At 57.3% G+C, this 16900-nt stretch carries 16 protein-coding genes; 9 read left to right on the forward strand and 7 right to left on the reverse strand.

Annotated elements, in window-relative coordinates; genetic code table 11:
- Positions 1-80: 80 nt before the first annotated feature.
- Together GT571_RS02475 and tsaA are read right to left on the reverse strand one after the other, a co-directional pair.
- The gene (locus GT571_RS02475; protein WP_161155253.1) at positions 81-1292 is read right to left on the reverse strand and encodes a MalY/PatB family protein; all 1212 of its coding nucleotides are present in this window, start codon (positions 1290-1292) and stop codon (positions 81-83) included.
- A 112-nt stretch (positions 1293-1404) separates the two neighbouring features.
- Positions 1405-2142 carry a tRNA (N6-threonylcarbamoyladenosine(37)-N6)-methyltransferase TrmO gene (tsaA, locus tag GT571_RS02480; protein ID WP_240136084.1) on the reverse strand — a complete coding sequence of 246 codons (738 nt, stop codon included), beginning with the start codon at positions 2140-2142 and terminating at the stop codon, positions 1405-1407.
- Positions 2143-2289: 147 nt separating this feature from the next.
- On the opposite strand from tsaA, the gene GT571_RS02485 reads away from it, so the two are divergent.
- From GT571_RS02485 to GT571_RS02505, 4 genes are all read left to right on the forward strand, one after another.
- Positions 2290-3117, forward strand: coding sequence for a TipAS antibiotic-recognition domain-containing protein (locus GT571_RS02485; protein ID WP_161155257.1), 828 nt, complete (start codon positions 2290-2292; stop codon positions 3115-3117).
- Positions 3118-3169: 52 nt separating this feature from the next.
- Positions 3170-3415, forward strand: a complete 246-nt coding sequence (locus GT571_RS02490; RefSeq protein WP_161155259.1) for a glutaredoxin family protein — start codon at positions 3170-3172, stop codon at positions 3413-3415.
- Between the two features lie 318 nt (positions 3416-3733).
- Entirely contained in the window at positions 3734-5023 is a 1290-nt protein-coding gene (locus GT571_RS02495) for a DUF1016 domain-containing protein (protein ID WP_161155260.1), read from the forward strand.
- 332 nt (positions 5024-5355) lie between these two features.
- Positions 5356-5622 (forward strand): ribbon-helix-helix protein, CopG family, encoded by a 267-nt coding sequence (locus GT571_RS02505; RefSeq protein WP_161155262.1) that lies wholly within the window; start codon positions 5356-5358, stop codon positions 5620-5622.
- 143 nt (positions 5623-5765) lie between these two features.
- Here the strand turns inward: GT571_RS02505 and GT571_RS02510 are convergent, their stop codons facing one another.
- On the reverse strand, positions 5766-6719 hold the full coding sequence (locus GT571_RS02510) for a tRNA dihydrouridine synthase (RefSeq protein ID WP_161155263.1): 954 nt from the start codon (positions 6717-6719) through the stop codon (positions 5766-5768).
- Positions 6720-6975: 256 nt separating this feature from the next.
- On the opposite strand from GT571_RS02510, the gene GT571_RS02515 reads away from it, so the two are divergent.
- The gene (locus GT571_RS02515; protein ID WP_161155264.1) at positions 6976-8109 is read left to right on the forward strand and encodes a hypothetical protein; all 1134 of its coding nucleotides are present in this window, start codon (positions 6976-6978) and stop codon (positions 8107-8109) included.
- 44 nt (positions 8110-8153) lie between these two features.
- Here GT571_RS02515 and GT571_RS02520 read toward each other — a convergent pair whose 3' ends face one another.
- The 4 genes from GT571_RS02520 to GT571_RS10235 form a co-directional block, all read right to left on the reverse strand.
- Positions 8154-11408 carry an ATP-binding cassette domain-containing protein gene (locus GT571_RS02520; protein WP_161155265.1) on the reverse strand — a complete coding sequence of 1085 codons (3255 nt, stop codon included), beginning with the start codon at positions 11406-11408 and terminating at the stop codon, positions 8154-8156.
- 253 nt (positions 11409-11661) lie between these two features.
- Positions 11662-12633, reverse strand: coding sequence for a TlpA family protein disulfide reductase (locus GT571_RS02525; RefSeq protein ID WP_040358702.1), 972 nt, complete (start codon positions 12631-12633; stop codon positions 11662-11664).
- Between the two features lie 29 nt (positions 12634-12662).
- Positions 12663-13613: a 4Fe-4S binding protein gene (locus GT571_RS02530; RefSeq protein WP_204987187.1), complete on the reverse strand. Its 951-nt coding sequence runs from the start codon at positions 13611-13613 to the stop codon at positions 12663-12665.
- Positions 13558-13680, reverse strand: a complete 123-nt coding sequence (locus GT571_RS10235; protein ID WP_152068672.1) for a CD1871A family CXXC motif-containing protein — start codon at positions 13678-13680, stop codon at positions 13558-13560. Before GT571_RS10235 ends, GT571_RS02530 begins: the two co-directional genes overlap by 56 nt.
- A 97-nt stretch (positions 13681-13777) precedes the next feature.
- Here GT571_RS10235 and GT571_RS02540 point away from each other — a divergent pair, with 97 nt between their 5' ends.
- From GT571_RS02540 to GT571_RS02555, 4 genes are all read left to right on the forward strand, one after another.
- Positions 13778-14470: a response regulator transcription factor gene (locus GT571_RS02540; protein ID WP_161155266.1), complete on the forward strand. Its 693-nt coding sequence runs from the start codon at positions 13778-13780 to the stop codon at positions 14468-14470.
- On the forward strand, positions 14467-15606 hold the full coding sequence (locus GT571_RS02545; RefSeq protein WP_161155267.1) for a sensor histidine kinase: 1140 nt from the start codon (positions 14467-14469) through the stop codon (positions 15604-15606). Before GT571_RS02540 ends, GT571_RS02545 begins: the two co-directional genes overlap by 4 nt.
- A 30-nt stretch (positions 15607-15636) precedes the next feature.
- On the forward strand, positions 15637-16044 hold the full coding sequence (locus tag GT571_RS10240) for an arginase family protein (protein ID WP_204987185.1): 408 nt from the start codon (positions 15637-15639) through the stop codon (positions 16042-16044).
- Positions 16045-16311: 267 nt separating this feature from the next.
- Positions 16312-16761 (forward strand): PH domain-containing protein, encoded by a 450-nt coding sequence (locus GT571_RS02555; RefSeq protein WP_161155268.1) that lies wholly within the window; start codon positions 16312-16314, stop codon positions 16759-16761.
- The last annotated feature ends 139 nt before the right edge of the window (positions 16762-16900 follow it).

Raw genomic sequence — 16900 nt, forward strand, 5'->3', positions numbered from 1 at the left:
GCTCGCTACCCTCTGCGCCCCATGCGCCCACGCATTTTGACGGCGTGGGCGCATGGGGCAGCACTCGAATCGAGCGCCCCCTATACCCCAAAAACGTAGCGGTCCAGGCGGTCGCACGCTTCCCTTACGCGCGAAAGCGGCAGCGCCAGATTCACGCGAATGTGGCAGGGCCCGTGGAAGGGACGGCCGTCCTGATACCCCACGCCCACGCGCGCCCCCTCGTCGAGCAGCCACTGAATATCGCGGCCATGCTCGCGGCACCACTCGGTGCAGTCCAGAAACACCATGTAGGTGCCCTGCGGACGCGAATAGGACACGCCCGCAAAATGCTTGTCAACGTAGTCGCAGAAGTAGTCAACGTTGCCCTCGATGACCTCGTTGAGCTCATCGAGCCACTCGTAGCCCTGCGGCTGATAGGCACCGATAAGCGCATGCATGGAAAGGACGTTCATCTCGTTGTAGTGAGTCTTGTTGGACACGGCGCACACGCGGTCGCGCAGCGTCTCGTTATAGATGATGTGATAGCTGCCGACCAGGCCCGCCAGGTTGAACGTCTTGCTGGGTGCATAGAGGGCAACCGTGCGCATGCGGGCATCCTCGCTCACCGACTGCGTCGGGATATGCTTGTGACCCGGCAGGATGATATCGGACCAAATCTCGTCCGAGATCACCACGCAATCATGCTGGCGATAGATGTCCATAGCACGCTCGATCTCGTCGCGCTCCCATACGCGGCCACAGGGGTTGTGCGGCGAGCAGAACACCGCGGCATGGATGTGGTTTTGGGCGAGCTTGCGCTCCATGTCCTCAAAGTCCATACGCCACACGCCCTGTTCGTCGAGCTTAAGCGGGCTGTGAACAATACGATAGCCCGCGGCTTCGATGGACTTGGTAAAGCCGATATAGGTGGGACTGTGGACCAGCACCGCATCGCCCGGCTGCACATACGCGCGCAGCGTCGACACAACACCGCCCAGTACGCCGTTTTCGTAGCCGATATGCTCCGGCGCCAAGCCCTCGACGCCATTGCGGCGGCTCTGCCATTCGATGATGCGGTCGAAGTACTCGTCGCGCGGATCGAAATAGCCAAACATGGGATGCTGGGCACGCTGAATGATGTGCTCCTGGACCGTGGGCACCGTGGCAAAATTCATGTCGGCCACCCACATGGGAATGCGGTCGAAGCCCTCGTCGGGTGCGTTCGGAGCCATGCCGGGAATTTCTCCCCAGGAGTCAACGGTGATGGCGTCCATGCCGTGGCGGTCGATGATTGAAGTGAAGTCGTATTTCATGCTGAGCTCCCGTGCAAAGCGGATTGTTTTGGTAGGCGTTATTGTCCACCAGCATGGGCGGTTTTGGCATGGGGTTTGGCGCTTAATTTGACGGGTGCGGACGAATGGCTGGTTAGTCTCGCGCGTCGGTGATGGCGGTTATCGTCAACCTGGTTCCGTCGACCGTAAACGATATGTCGAGCCCAGCGTAAGCCAAATGGTAAATGCGGTTTGGCTCGTGCTTGCTACCCGCGCGGCGCGGATCTTGGCGAAGAACCTCAACCAAGCCAGGAATCTTTGCGGGCGGGACCATATCCTGTAGCGCTTGCGGAAACTCGACGTCGAGCTCTTGCCACGGAGCATCCTCAATCCAGCCTCCGGTCGCATCCGGGTGGCAGTCGGCAAACGGAATGTAGGGCTTAATGTCGTAGATGGGCGTGCCGTCGCGCAGGTCGGCCCCCAGCACATGGATAATCGGACCATCGTCGGTGAGCTCGACACAATCGAGCTTGACGCAGGTGAGCCCGATGGGATTAGGGCGAAACGGACTGCGCGTGGCAAACACGCCCACGCGCTCGGCTCCGCCCAGGCGCGGCGGGCGTACGGTTTTCGACCACTTGGCATTGGTGCCGGACCTGTCCCGCGTCTTGGCATCGGCGGCAATATCCTTGGCCGTGCCGCCGGGCGTGCCGTTTTCGAAGCGCCAGAGCAGCCATAGGTGGGAGAAGGAGTCCAGACCCTCAACCGCTGCGTTGGAGGCAAATTCCGGCTCAAAAACGATGCGCCCCTGCAGATGGGGCGCCAAAAAGCTGTTGCGCGGGATGCCGAACTTCTGCGGCAGGTCGGTATGTATGTGTGCAATAGGTTCCATGCCGGTCATTGTACGGCATGGGCGCGCGGGCGACGGGCCGCGATCCCCTCTCATCGTCATCTGCATGCAACCAACGGTTGCTTGGAAGGGCGCCTACTGCCGCGTATGCTTAAGCCATCAACCAGCAGAAAGCAGAAAGGAGCCGTTATGGCCTTTGCAGAAAAGCTCATTGCTGTCCGTCGCGCCCATCACCTTACCCAAGAGCAGCTCGCCGCCAAGCTCTTCGTCACACGCCAAGCCGTCAGCCGTTGGGAACGCGGCGAGGTCACACCGGGTATCGACATGATGAAGCTCATTGCCGCCGTGACCGGCGAGCCGCTGTCCCACCTGCTCGAAATGCCCGAGCACTATTGTCAGAGCTGCGGCATGATACTCACGCCCGACGACTGCGGCACCGATGCTGCGGGCACCGCGACCGATCATTACTGCAAGTGGTGCTACGACCACGGCCAGTACACCTACGAGACCACGATGGAGGCGATGATTGAGGACTGTGCCCCGCGGCTGGCACAAAACACCGGTATGTCGCTCGACGAAGCCGTCTCGCTCATGGGCGCCGTCCTGCCACAACTGGAGCGCTGGCGCACCGTGCAGGAAAACGAGGAGCGCTACGGCGCCGAAGCGCGGGCACGCTACGGAGACGAGGCGATCGACGCAGCAAACGAAACGTTACTGGACATGGACCCTCAGACATGGAACGACATGAAGGAACTTGAACGCGCTATTCTGGGTCAGCTCTCGATTGCCATGGGCGACGGCGATCCAGAGAGTAACGATGCCCACAAACTTGTCGCAATGCACCGTCGATGGATTGGCCTTAACTGGGGACGCGAACCCCAGAACGAAGCGTACCTGGGCCTCGCCCACGGCTATCTTGCCGATCAGCGCTTTGTTGACTACTACGACAAGCCCTGCGGCGCCGGCGCCACGGCATTTCTGGTTCAGGCAATCGAGTCATCGCTGACTCACGCATAGACTGCGGCGGCTTTGGGTATCTCAACCGAAACCTCAACCGATTGGAGACACCATGGCTACTGATCATGAGCTCGTGTTGTACGTTATGACCGGCTGCCCGTATTGCATAAAGGTCAAGCGCTTTCTGGCAGATAACGGCGTGACCATCCCTGAGCGCAATATCTCGACCGATTCCGATGCCGAGCAGACACTCATCACCGTCGGCGGAAAACGCCAGGTTCCCTGCCTGTTCATCGACGGCAAACCACTCTACGAATCGAGCGACATCATCGCATGGGTACAGGAGCACCTGCTCTAGCACTCATTGGGGACGCACTTAAATGAGTAGTTTCACTCATTGGGGACGTACTTAAATGAGTAGGTAGGAATTCAGTTTCTCAATTTTATAGAACATACGTTTGCTTTTATGCTATACTCACCTCAAGGCATGAGACGAGTCGAGAGCTCCTGCGGAGGTCCCCAATGACACGCTGGAGCGAGCTCGGTAAGTAAGATCAGTGGTTACCGCACTCGCCCGTCTCAGGCAGGCCGCGCTCCTGTTCGCCGTCGCCATCAAAGAACGGCACTCACAACCAAACGTTTCCGTTATCCGTGAGTCACACAGGAGTGCATCGTTATGGCAAAAAAGATTCCAACCTTTACGTCCGACACCGTTTCAAGCGCCCGCTCAGATATCAGCAGAATCGTTGAAGCCAAGAGTCTCAATCAAAAGGGCATCGATCATGAGACTTCGCTTGAGGGGGCATTGCTCATCGGGCGCCGTCTCGAACAAGAGACTGCCGGATATCCCGTTACCAATCTCAAAGGGCTGCTCTCCCCCGTCGGCGCTCATCTACACAAGCACTATGGCCCTCGCCTAGGACAATCCTATCTCACACGCTGCATTAAGCTCGCTCGCGCTGTTCCCAAAGGCGCTCCCTTTCGATCAGAGCTTGACCTAACTCACTATGAGTCGCTCGCTCGCGTCGCAAACGAGCACCTGCGCCTAGAGCTCATGAACGTCGCGGCCGACAACAGGTGGTCCTCATCGCACATCGCGCTTCACGCCAGATACCAGAGTCCGCAAGATGCTCCAAGCAACAGGGAATTCCGCGAGCTCGAATCGAACCAAGAAGTTTGGCGCTTTGCCCGCGCTTATACGGATGCCTGCGGAATCATTTCGCTCGAGAAGTTTGTTGAGCTCTACAATTCATACGCTCCCAAACCAGTCTCGATATTCGAAGTACATGAAACCATTTGGAAAATCAGAGACGAGTCGGGACGCATCGACAACCCCTGTATGTTATCCAAGGACGGAGAGCTGTACCTCATAGCGCCAGAACTAGACGACACGATTGAAGATAACCCTTATTACTACGACGACTACGGATATTGTTATCGAAAATACGAACGCCATAGCGAGTACACCAAGGAAATGCGTTCGCTGCGCGAACGACGCGTTCAGAGCAAAAAGGCAGCTATATTCGCTGGTCATAAGCAGCATTCGATTAAACTGCTCGATTATGAGGACGTCGTTTGCGGATATGCCAGCTACACACGAGCCGTTGAATATCTCAAACAGTATATTTTGAAAGATTTCAAACTTAGCGCCGCAAGCCTTCACACAAGAGAGGACGAGTTCGATTTCATCATGGCAAAGCTCTTGCGCTCTATTGGTCTCAATGGCATGCCGACAGCGCAACAAACAATCGAAGATGCCGAATTTTTATTGATCGTCGTACGACCCGATTTTTACGAACAGGCGAAGATAATCAAGGTCTCCAAGCTCCTCACAATAGCCTACGAAAACACCCCCCCCCTGTGGGAGTTCAATGGACGCTCACATGCCGAGCTGAGAAGCGAAGAAGCGGTGGGTTCTCCGGTGACGACTTTACATCGAGAAATTCAATCAAAACAGGCTGCTTAACCGTATTAACTGCTTGCATTTTTGTCTACAAAACTGTATACAAAAAGAGAGGCCCTTATGGAGCTCATCGCAATCCACCCCCATGCCCTCAAACACGGGCTGACGGAGACGGATATTACCTGCGCCTGGAACTCCGCTTTCGCATGGCTCAGGCGTGATCTTGAAAATGGAGGCATCGATTGCGTTCTCGTTGGACTTGATGGAAGAAACCGTCTTATGGAGCTCATCGCTCGATGTTGCCCCGATCGAGATGGGTACATCATTTACCACGCCCTTGTCCCTCCTACGCGCAAGGTGCTCAGAGAAATCGGGATCGATCGATAGGAGGCACTATGGACGCTAAGCAGCTCGAGAAGATGATGGGGTTTGCTCCCGGAGAGCTGGAAAAGGCCGCAGAGGCATACGAAAAGGATGAGTGGCCAAAGGGTCGCACTATCAAGTTGGGAAGGCCGCCGATCTCCGATGAGCCGAGCGTTGTTTTGTCGGCACGCGTGGGTGAATCGGTTCTTGAGGCGTTTGACGCAAAGGCAAAGCGTCATGGGCAGACACGCACGGAGCGGCTCAGGGAGCTCATTACGCTCGATGCAATGATTGCCTAGTCCCCGCCAAACCCAAACGTGTACGTCAGCATCCAAAGTCGACATTTTTCGGCATCTTTGGATGCTGGTGTACAGCTTTTGCAACATTGTCGTTGGGGGCGTTCTTAAATGACTAGTCGATAAAGAACGCCCCAAATGACTAACTAGCCGTGGAAGCGGGCTATAGGTGCGAGTGGTTGTTCGCGAAAGACGCGATCGACGGCGGCGCGGTATTCGTCGACCTTTTTAGTCTTGCGTACGAGCTTGTGAACGGTAGCGGGGTCAATGAAGGCGCATTTGGCGTAGAACCACCACTCCTTCATGCGAAAGACCGCATTGCCGCCAATCTCTTCCGCGTACGCCGCAAACAGCGTGTCGTGGAAGCGCTGCAGCTCAGCCGCCGTGGCAGCAGGGCCGCCGGCAACCATGCGAGCCAGCGCGGGGTTCGCAAGCAAGCCGCGCCCCAACATTACGTGGCACGTTTCGGGATAGGCCTCCACCAGCGCATCCATGTCCTCAAGATCAAAGATGTCGCCGTTATAGGCCACGGGAAACGGCGCACGCTCCAGCGTCTCGCCGTAAAACTCCTTGCGCGGCGATCCCGTATAGCGGTCCTTTTGCACGCGCGGGTGCACGATAAGCTCTGCCAACGGCATACGGCAATACAAATCGAGCACACGCTCGTATTCGTCGTCGCTCTCCAGTCCCAGCCTGGTCTTTACCGATACCGGCAACGGCGACCGCTCGCACACGTCACTCAAGAACACCTCGAGCTCATCCAAGTTGCGCAGAAAGCCCGAACCCTTCCCCTTGGCGACAACCGTGCCCGAAGGGCAGCCAAGGTTGAGATTGACCTCGCGGTAACCCATGTCGGCGAGCACCTGCGCCGCCCACACAAACTCGTCCGCGTTTTTGGACATCAGTTGAGGCACCACGTTAAGCCCCTGGTTATTGGCGGGATCGACCTCTTTAAACGCCTTGCCGCCAAAGCGGTTGCCCACGCGCGGCGGCGGCAAAAACGGCGTGTAATAACAATCGAGCGCACCGAAACACTCCGCATGCACGCGACGGAACACATGCCCGGTAATCCCCTCCATAGGGGCCAGCGATAAATACATCAACATCCACTCTCAACTCAATGTGACAAAGGGACAGTCCCTTTGTCACATTGCAAATCATCATACGAGTGCTTATTTTGGCACACATACGTATCGGGCGGCATCATCGCGTGGGCACAGGAGCACCCGCTCTAAACCAGGGCAGTCGTGGCACTTTTGCCGTATGACCTGCGCTCACCGATGGCGGGATTCTCTATACTGAGTCACATATGACGGCATCGCGCCACAACGACCGCCACGACACCAAGGACCAGCCATGGCAGCACTCTGCGAACAAGAACGTAAGCGCATCCAGCGATACTGCATCTGCCCCAAGGTTGCCGGAGCGGCGCTTGCCATGGCATTCGTGCTGCCCTTATTGATCATTCCCTTCGAAATGATCGACGACATCGTCTTCCATCACGAAGGCTTCCAAGAGACGGGCATGATGACCGCCTTGGTGCTCACCGCCATCGAGCTCGTCATATTCTGCTATTGCGCTCTCGCCCCGCGCTTTGGCATGCGTGGCAAGCAGTGGAAGGAAATGCAGTACCGGCTCGCCGTCGAGCAGAGCGAAAAAGACCGCTCGGCACAGATCGCAGGCGTTGTTGGCACGCAGGCCGCCGCACGCCTGCTCAAGAACAGCGACAACGAGGCTGCACGCAACCTGGGCGGCGCGGCAGAAGTCGCCGCTGCCGTAGGCGCCGTCGCCACCGCGGCAGACGTGCTTGCCGAGAGCTTTGCCAACGCAAAGGCCATGGCAGAAGCCTGTGGCGTGCCCATCCCCCGTGCAAAAAAGTGGATCGTCGCGCTTGTGGCGCCGCCCCTCGCAATCGTGTGCGGTGCCTATATCCCACAGCTGGCGCAGGGAAACATCGAGATGCAAGAGAACGCCGCGGCCGCGGCCGAGCAGATCGCCATCGCTCGTAAGGCGCTCGAGCCCTCATGCGAGTACGTGTCCGCCGATAACCCCTACGAGCGATATCAAGACTACGGCTATCACGTCCGCGGCTATCTGCACGACGGCGACTCCGATGCCCAGAAAACCTATACGTACCTGGATTTTGACAACAAGGGGACGCTCACGGAAGTGAGCTACGCAGCAGAGGTCGACCCCGGCGCGAGCCTCGAGGACAACCTCGCCCGCATCGAGCTCGATCTTGACGAGCTTTCCTCTGCCGTCCAAACCATAGACGTCAAGACCGCAAGCCCCGAGCTCCTGGCACCGCAGAAGCTCCCCGAAGAGTTTAGGCAGGCTTTTTTGAACGGCTCGCTCTACGAGAGAATCTCTATCAGGACGAATGACGGCCCCGTCAAAGCGTATTGCTCGTTTGATACGGATCCCAAGGACGAGTTTGACGAGTACACCCATCCGACCATCCGCATCACGTTGATGGGCAAAACGAACTAGGTGCAGGGAGATGAATGTGACAAAGGGACTGTCCCTTTGTCACATTATTCGGAGCGTAGGGCCTCCACGGGGTCTTTCTTGGATGCGCTACGGGCCGGCAGCAGGCCGGCGACAACCGTCAGCAGCACCGAAATCGCGATGAGCACCAGCGCATCCTGCACGGGCAAGCTCATCAGATTGGGTACCTGTTTGGCAGCAAGCGCCCAGGCATTGACCGGGAAGCTCACGAGCACCACGACGACAATAGCAAAGACGCCGGCAATGAGGCCTTCGATAAAGGTCTCGGCATTGAATACGTTGGCCACGTTGCGCTTTGACGCGCCGATCGCGCGCAGGATGCCAATCTCCTTTTTGCGCTCCAGTACGCTGATGTAGGTGATGATGCCGATCATGATGGAGCTCACCACCAGGCTGATACTCACGAATGCGATGAGCACCAAGCTGATGGTGTTCACGATGTCGGTCACCGAACCCATAATGATGCCCATGTAGTCGGTGTACGAAATTGCCCGATCATCATGGCCGGCGGCTTTGACCTGCTTGTTGTACGCATCGATGTGATCAAGCACGCGCTCCTTGGCCTCAAAGTCACGCGGGAAAATCTTGACTGAGATGGGGTCTGCCTCGTCCGCATAGCCCAACGTGGTCAGATTGTTGTCGTAGGTGAGCTTCGACGCCTTCGCATAGCTCATCATGAGCGAGCTCAGGTCCTCGGCGTCCATGTTGAAGTGGATGGCATGAGCAAAGGCACTCGCATCCACGCGCATGGCGCTCGCCAGGTTAGCAAAACTCGAAGACATCTGCGTCGCCACCTGGTCCATAAGCCCTGCCGCGCCCGCCTTGAGCTGGGATGATACCGTCGACGCTATCTGCTCGCTGATTGCCTTCATCACCTGATCCATAGCCTGCTGCAGATACGGAGCCAGCTGCTTTTGCACATAGTCGCTCATCGCCTGCTGCAGACGCTCGGCCAGGGCATCGCCGCCGAGCGCTTTGAGCTGGGCCAGGATTTGCTGAGCTGTGTCATCATTCTCAAGATACGTCGAGAATGCGGCAGAGAGCTTTGACGCGTCCTTAAGATCTTCGGGCGACAGCGCCTTAAACTGATCAGACTGCAAAAAGCCCTCAAACAGCTGGTTGGCTAGTGTTCCCACCTGCTGCATTTGCTCGGGCGTGAGTTCCAGACCGTCAAAGATACCCGAGAAATCTGGGGTTGGCGCTTTTGCCATGATGTCGCTGAAGTCGATGTCCTTGCCAACGCCCGAAAGGTCAATGTCCAGCCCGGACAAGTCAAGACCCGACAGGTCCATACCGCCGGCCGCACCCGAAAGTGCAGACGTATCGAACGAGAACGCGCTCTTGAGCGCCGCCTCGTCCACACTGAACATGCTGCCCAGATCCACGCCTTGCTTGGCCTCGCCTTGCAGTTCGTCGAAGGTTTTGCCCGTAAAAACATCCGTCTCGGGGTGGGCGAGTTGCTCCTGCACAATCTGCGAATCGGCGGCGCGCTCCATAAGCTGGCGAGTCAGTGCATGCGTATAGGCAATGCCCGGAGACAACGCACTCGCATTGGCCGTCTCGTTAGGTCGCACCACGCCCACAATGTGCACGTCAATACCGTCGGCAACCTTGGCAGCCATAAAGTCGGCGTCGTCAGACATGTCGGTCCACATGCCGGTCTCTTCGTTTTTGCGATAGGCATCGGCCGGCGACAGCACCTTAAACGTCGTGGACAGCGCATCGTCGTAGGTAAAGTCGGCGCCGGTCTCGGGCGTTTCGATCTTACCGTCAGCCGTCATGGCGCTGTTAACCAGGTCGTTGAGCTCATCGATATCCAGCGCACCGATGCTGTAGAGCGTATAGTCGCCCACCGTACCGCGGCTCGAAAGCACCATTACGGCTTCGTTTGCGGACGTGGGCCAATGACCGGCGACGACATCGTACTGGCTGTCGAGCAGGCTCTGGTCGTCAATCATCTCGTTAAAGACCGAGGTTCCCATGGATTCCATGCTCACCGTTGCCGCCGAGCTCGCGCCGCCGCTCATGGCCTCGGTCATGGCATTGGGCACCAGCCGGACAGGCCTCTCGTCTCCCTTGCCCGCGCGATAGACAACCGGCGTTACGCCATAGCCGTACTGAATGGCGTTGACCTCTTTATCGATGCCGTCGCCACCGGCATCGAGCCATGCCTTAAAGCTCGTCATGTCGTTGGACTTAACACTCGCAAACATATCCTTTACGGCCGTGACCACGGGGATTTTATCGGTTCCCGGAGCCTTGCCGTCGGTGCCGTCGTCGGATAAATCCTCGCCGTTGGACGCCTCATCATCCACAGCCCCCTGTCCGCCCATCATGGACGACAGGTCGTAGTCCTGCTTGGAGATGGTGAGCGGGTAGCTCGAAAGCGTATCCTCCTCGACCTTTTTGATGTAGCCGTTTACGCCGTTGGACAGCGCCAGAATCGCCGCGATACCGATAATGCCAATCGAGCCCGCAAAGGCCGTCATGGCCGTACGGCCCTTCTTGGTCATGAGGTTTCGAGCAGAAAGCCCCAGCGCCGTCACAAAGCTCATCGAGGTTTTGCGCGTAGGCTTGGCTTCGCGGCGCGCGGCCTTGGCAGCATCGAAGGGATCGGAATCGTCGGTGATCTTGCCGTCCGCCAGATTGACGATGCGCGTGGCATATTGGTACGCCAGCTCGGGATTGTGCGTGACCATAATAACCAGGCGGTCGCGCGCCACATCCTTGAGCAAGTCCATGACCTGCACGGACGTTGTGGAATCCAAGGCGCCGGTCGGCTCGTCGGCCAGCACAATCTCGGGATCGTTGATCAGGGCACGGGCGATGGCCACGCGCTGCATCTGTCCGCCCGATAGCTGGCTCGGGCGCTTGTTCATGTGCTCGCCCAGGCCGACTTTCTCCAACGCCTCGCGCGCACGCTGGCGGCGCTCGGCATGCCCCACGCCCGTGAGCGTAAGCGCCAGCTCCACGTTTTCCAAAATGGTCTGATGCGGAATGAGGTTATAGCTCTGGAACACAAAGCCAATGCGGTTATTGCGATAGGCATCCCAATCGCGATCGTGAAAGTCCTTGGTCGATATGCCGTCGATCAGCAAGTCACCAGAATCGAAATGATCGAGCCCACCGATAACGTTGAGCATCGTAGTTTTGCCCGAGCCCGAGGGACCCAGAATGGCCACGAACTCGTTATCGCGAAAAGACAGGCTTACGTTGTCGAGCGCCACCTGCGTAAACGACTGCGTAACGTACCTTTTGCAAATACCTTTGAGCTCCAACATGGACGGCAACCTCTCCTGCGCAGGCACCCTGCCCGCTCTCCCCCGCCGTTCGTATTCGACGCGTTTGTCCTACTCTATCCCCATTTTTCACCGACACCAGTGAGGAATGCAACGAACCGCGCCAAAAAACGAACGGGACGGCACCCAAAAGAAGAGGCCCCGAGCGGGACCTCTATATGGTGGAGATTATCTTGAAAGGCAGCGGACTACTCCGCACAGCGGCGCACGATCCTCGCCATGCTTTACGCGTTTTTTACTGCTCGCTATTCGCAATCGCCTGGTCGATAAGCTTGTCGAGTGCTGCGCGCTGCTCGGCGGAGCTAATGGCTCCCACGATTGGATCCCCTACGATGTTGCCGTTCTGATCGATGACATACGTTGTCGGGAACGAGAACAAATTTGATGTGAACTTACCGGCCTCGCTATCCGACTTGAACCAGATGTTCTTATATGTCACGCCCTTCTTGCTCAGCACGTCCTTGGCATCTGCAATCTCGCCCTTGTTGCCATCGAGCGTAAAGGAATTGACACCCACGACCTGGCCGCCCTTCTCGGCAAGCTCCTGATTCAGTTTCTCAAGGTCGCCCAGCTCGCCCACGCACGGCTTGCAAGTGGTGAACCAGAAGTTCATGACGGTGACCTTGTTCTTAGAGAACAGCTCGTCGCTGTTCACGTCGTTGCCATCCAGGTCTTTGCCCGTAAAGCTGGGGAACTTCGTCGCCTCGCTCGAAGCATTGGCACCAGCCGTCATGCCAGCGGTCGAAGCGTCGACGCTCTCGCCTGCGCTCGGCGTGCTTCCACAGCCGGGGAACTCCTTCTCCAAGCTCTCGAGCTTGTCCTCGATCTCCTTGATCTGCTGTGCACCGGCCTTGAGCGTCTTAAGCTCATCCGCCGTAAACTCATCCTTAGCGCCGTCGATGGTCTTGAGCAGGAAATCGCCGTAATTGCTGCCATCCTCAATCATTGCCGAGTCTTTATTTGCCGCGTTGAATACCTTTTCCCACAGCGCGTTATCACTCGAAAAGATCTCGTTCTCCTTCTGCATGAGCTTCGCATACAGCTCGGCGGCCTCGTCGGCATTGGCCGGCTTCTGCGCAGTGAGTTCTGCGATCTTAGGATCGGAGCTCGCAGATTCGCTCGCATTGCCACCGGGCGCCGAACATGCCACAAGGCACAAGGCCAATACCGGCACCATAAACAGGGCCGCAATCTTAGAAAGCTTCATAGTCATTCCTCCGTTTTGTCGAAGCTTGTTTACTTTTTATCGGCAGTCAAGGGAAGCTTTTCCGCCGACACATCCAGGCCATAGCGATAGCTGATGGCATCGACGGGGCAGGCCCCAATGCACTTTCCGCACCGGATACATTCGGCATGATTGGGCGCGCGGACCACATCAACGTCCATCTGACAAACCCTTGAACACTTGCCGCACGAGATGCATTTGCACGCGTCGACCTGAATCCCCAACAAGGACACCTTATTCATGAGCGCATAGAATGCGCCGAGCGGGCAAATCCATTTGCAGAAGGGGCGATAGAACAAAACGCTCAGCACTACCACGGCAATGAGAACGGCAAGTTTCCAAGTAAAGAGCTGTCCCAACGCAGATCGAATGCCGGCATTGGCAATGGCCAGAGGAATGGCGCCCTCGAGCACGCCCTGCGGACAGATGTATTTGCAAAAGAACGGATCTCCCATCCCCAGATCGTTGACCACCAGCACAGGCAGCACTACCACAGCAAACAGCAGCACGACGTACTTGATGTACGTGAGCGGCTTGAGCTTTTTCGTGGAGAACTTTTTGCCAGGAATTTTGTGAAGCAGCTCCTGCAGCCAGCCAAACGGGCACAGAAAGCCGCATACAAAGCGTCCCAGCAGCACGCCGAGCAAAATGAGCGTACCGGTAACATAGTAAGAAAAGTTGAACTTGGATGAACCTACTACCGACTGGAACGACCCGATGGGGCACGCACCCGATGCCGCGGGGCACGAATAGCAGTTAAGCCCGGGTACGCAGACTGTTTTTCCCGCGCCCTGATAGATGCCGCCTTTGGCAAAGTTTGGCAGGTGAATGTTGGTAATAAGTGTTGCCGCCGCTTGAATGAATCCGCGAAATCGAGCCAAAACATGCGACGCAGTGTTTTCTCTTTTATCCAATTCCGATACACTCCAAGCACAGCCTAATCGCTTTGGCCAGCACGGCATCTGCCTCGCCACGCATAACGCCAAAGCACACCATGGCCACACCGACGATCAGCAACGCAACCTGCATTACAGGTTTTATCGCTTTGAACAACTTGACCACTCCTTTCGTCACGCGACCTATTGGACCATATCGACTATAAAATCCGTGTTAAGCGCGATTTGAAATGTGCAAGGAGACTGTTATGCGTATTTTGATCGTCGAGGACGAGCGGGCGCTGTGCGACGCAATCGCGCGCAGCTTGCGGAACTTGGCGTACAGTGTCGACTGCTGTCACGACGGACAGGAGGCGCTCGACCTACTGGACGTTGAGGCCTTCGACCTCGTGGTACTCGACCTCAACCTTCCCCGCATCGACGGCATGACCGTACTCAGGGAACTTAGGAAAACTGACTGCGAGACTAAGGTACTGATTCTGTCCGCACGTGGCGAAGTATCAGATAAAGTCGCCGGACTCGATGCCGGCGCCAACGATTACCTCACCAAGCCGTTTCATCTGGACGAGCTTGCGGCAAGGATTCGCAGCCTTACCCTAAGACGCTTTACACAAAGCGACGTAGTTTTAACCTGCGGAAAGCTCAGCTTTGACACCAAGGCGCGCATCGCTTCCGTGGACAGCGAGGCTTTATCTCTTACGCGCAAGGAAACGGGAATCTTGGAATACCTGATGCTTAATCAGGGGCGTCCGGTAAGTCAAGAGGAGCTTATCGAGCACGTTTGGGATAGCAGCGTAAACAGCTTTAGCAACGCAACCCGCGTTCATATCTCGTCACTCCGCAAAAAGCTACGCAGCGCTTTGGGATACGACCCGATTCGCAATCGGATTGGAGAGGGCTACGTTATGGAGGATAGCGAATGAAAAGGCTTTCGCTGCAATGGCGCATAACGATTATGACGGCACTGCTCACGTGTGCGGCGTGCGTGCTGACGAACTGCCTGGTCGGCTATACGGGCATGCGCTACATGGATGCCATCGGCAGTAACATCTCGGCCTTTAACGCAACCGGCGAAGATTCGCCCCAGGCGTTCGACCCGACGAAAGCGGTCCCCGATGACAGGGTCACGATCGTCGTAAACGACGCACAGGAGTCTTTTGGCACGACAACCTGGTACATCACGGCTGGAGTCACACTCCTTGGCGGCGTGCTGGCATACTTTGTGAGCGGCCGTGCACTCAAACCGCTACGGGATTTCGCCGCCCAGGTAGAGCGCGTGCAGCCTGACAACCTAAGCGAAATCAGACTCAGTGAAGATGTGCCCACCGAGCTACAACGATGCAGCGCCTCTTTCAACGACATGATCGCCCGTCTTGGCGAAGGATTCTCTGCACAGCGTCAGTTTACCGGCAACGCCGCACACGAGCTGCGCACCCCGCTCGCCCTTATGCAAGCACAGATTGAACTATTCATCTCCGAGCACTCCGGTTTGCAACCCGAAACAGCCGAGCTGCTCGGCCTGCTGCAAGAACAAACCGAGCGCATGTCTCGAATGACCAAGGTATTGCTTGAGATGAGTGAGCTCCGCAGCGTTCCTTGCGAGGACGATGTTGAACTCGGCCCCTTGTCCGAAGAGGTCCTCACTGACCTTGCGCCACTTGCCGAAAATAGGAGCATAGCCCTCAACTGTGCTGGAGACGCTTTAGTAATCGGGAGCGACACGCTCCTCTATCGGTTGCTGTTCAACCTGGCCGAAAACGCCATCCGTTACAGTCGCTCCGGCTCGACTGTCAATGTCTCCATCAGCGACAGCGACAGCCACGTGCTCCTGCGAGTCAAAGATGAGGGCTCGGGAATACCCAAGCAGTACCGAGAGAGCATCTTCCAGCCGTTCTTTCGTCTAGACAAATCCCGCAGCAGGGCATACGGCGGCGCAGGACTCGGGCTAGCGCTTGTTTGGGAAATTGCAGCGCTTCACGGTGGCACGGTAGAGGTCGAAACAAGTTCCGAGAACGGGACTACCATGCTCGTAAGCCTCTCAAAGGGGGCCACCACGTGATCCGACTGTCCAGGGGTCCCACTCGGCATTGTGAAACGCGTCCCAAAACTTGGACATGAGAAATGGGAGGCAGTTCGCATCTATGCCGAGGACGAAGTCCTGGCGGGGATTCAGGATGCGCAGAGGAAGCTTACGGCAGAAAACCCCGACAGAGTCGTGACCGTCGGCGGCAATTGTATGGTGTCGCTTGCCCTCTTCGATTACCTGCACGGGAAATACGAGAACGTTGGAATCGTCTGGATCTATGCGCATCCGGATGTATCCACGCTGAATGATGACTACCCCAACGCTCACGCCATGGTACTTGGCAGCCTTTTGGGAGAAAGTCATCCCGGTCTTCGGCGGCGAATAACGCGAATGTCCGCAGGCAGACTCCAATCTGTGCGCGGAGAAGCTGGGCGACGCAAACAAGATTCCTCGACCCGAGCATGGAGATGAATCCGTCTATCAGTCTCATCGCATACTCAGAGGAGGATGCCAGATATAGATCCCATTGGGTAAAGTCGCCGTTCATAAAGGGAATCACTGCATTGCGCTCGGCGACTCTCAAGGCACTCAGGCTTTGTTCTATTTTCTCAGCTTCTTGTTTGAACTGTTCGCTATCCAAAATGCCCCCAAATGCCGGCTTCTCAACAAATCAGAAAAAGCATTGGCTATACTGATGCGGACAGTTCCGGGAGGGGTGCAAGAGACGGAAGGGCCGTAATGGGTGAGAAGGGCGAGCGGCCGGAGCGGGTGTTCCCCGGCAGGACAGACCCGTGGTTCATAGCGGCCATGGTGATTGTGGCGGGCGGTTTATCCGCGGCGTGTATCGCGTGTTTCCTGAGCTCGAGTCCCGCGCTCCTATGGGGCTGGCTCGCGCTGCTGCCCATCCCGGCCCTCGTGGCCCTGGCTGCCCTTCCCGTCCGCAGCAATCGCCTCGAGCTCTACGGCGACCGCCTCGTCGTCGTGTACGCTGGGACGCGTTCGGTGATACCCTACGCCCACGTGCGGGGCGTCCGGCGCACCAGGACGCTCTGGGCGGGGACGGCCAACTCGCTCGACCGCGTCTACATCGAGGCGCCCTACGACGGCGACGCCATCGTCTCGGTCAGAGACAACGACGCCCTCGTGGCGGAGCTGGGGCGCAGGTGCGGCCTTGGGCCCGGCGCCTGACGCCCCGAAAGGAAGAGAGGATGGACGTCCCGCACTGGCCCTACTGGAGGAAGTATTCCCTCGGCGGCACACAGGTCTGGTACGCGGACTGGGGCGACTGCCCCTTCGACACTGGTCTACATGAGCCCAGTTGAGTTCA

Origin of the sequence: Collinsella aerofaciens (assembly GCF_009876115.1) — a bacterium.
Taxonomy (GTDB): domain Bacteria; phylum Actinomycetota; class Coriobacteriia; order Coriobacteriales; family Coriobacteriaceae; genus Collinsella; species Collinsella aerofaciens_N.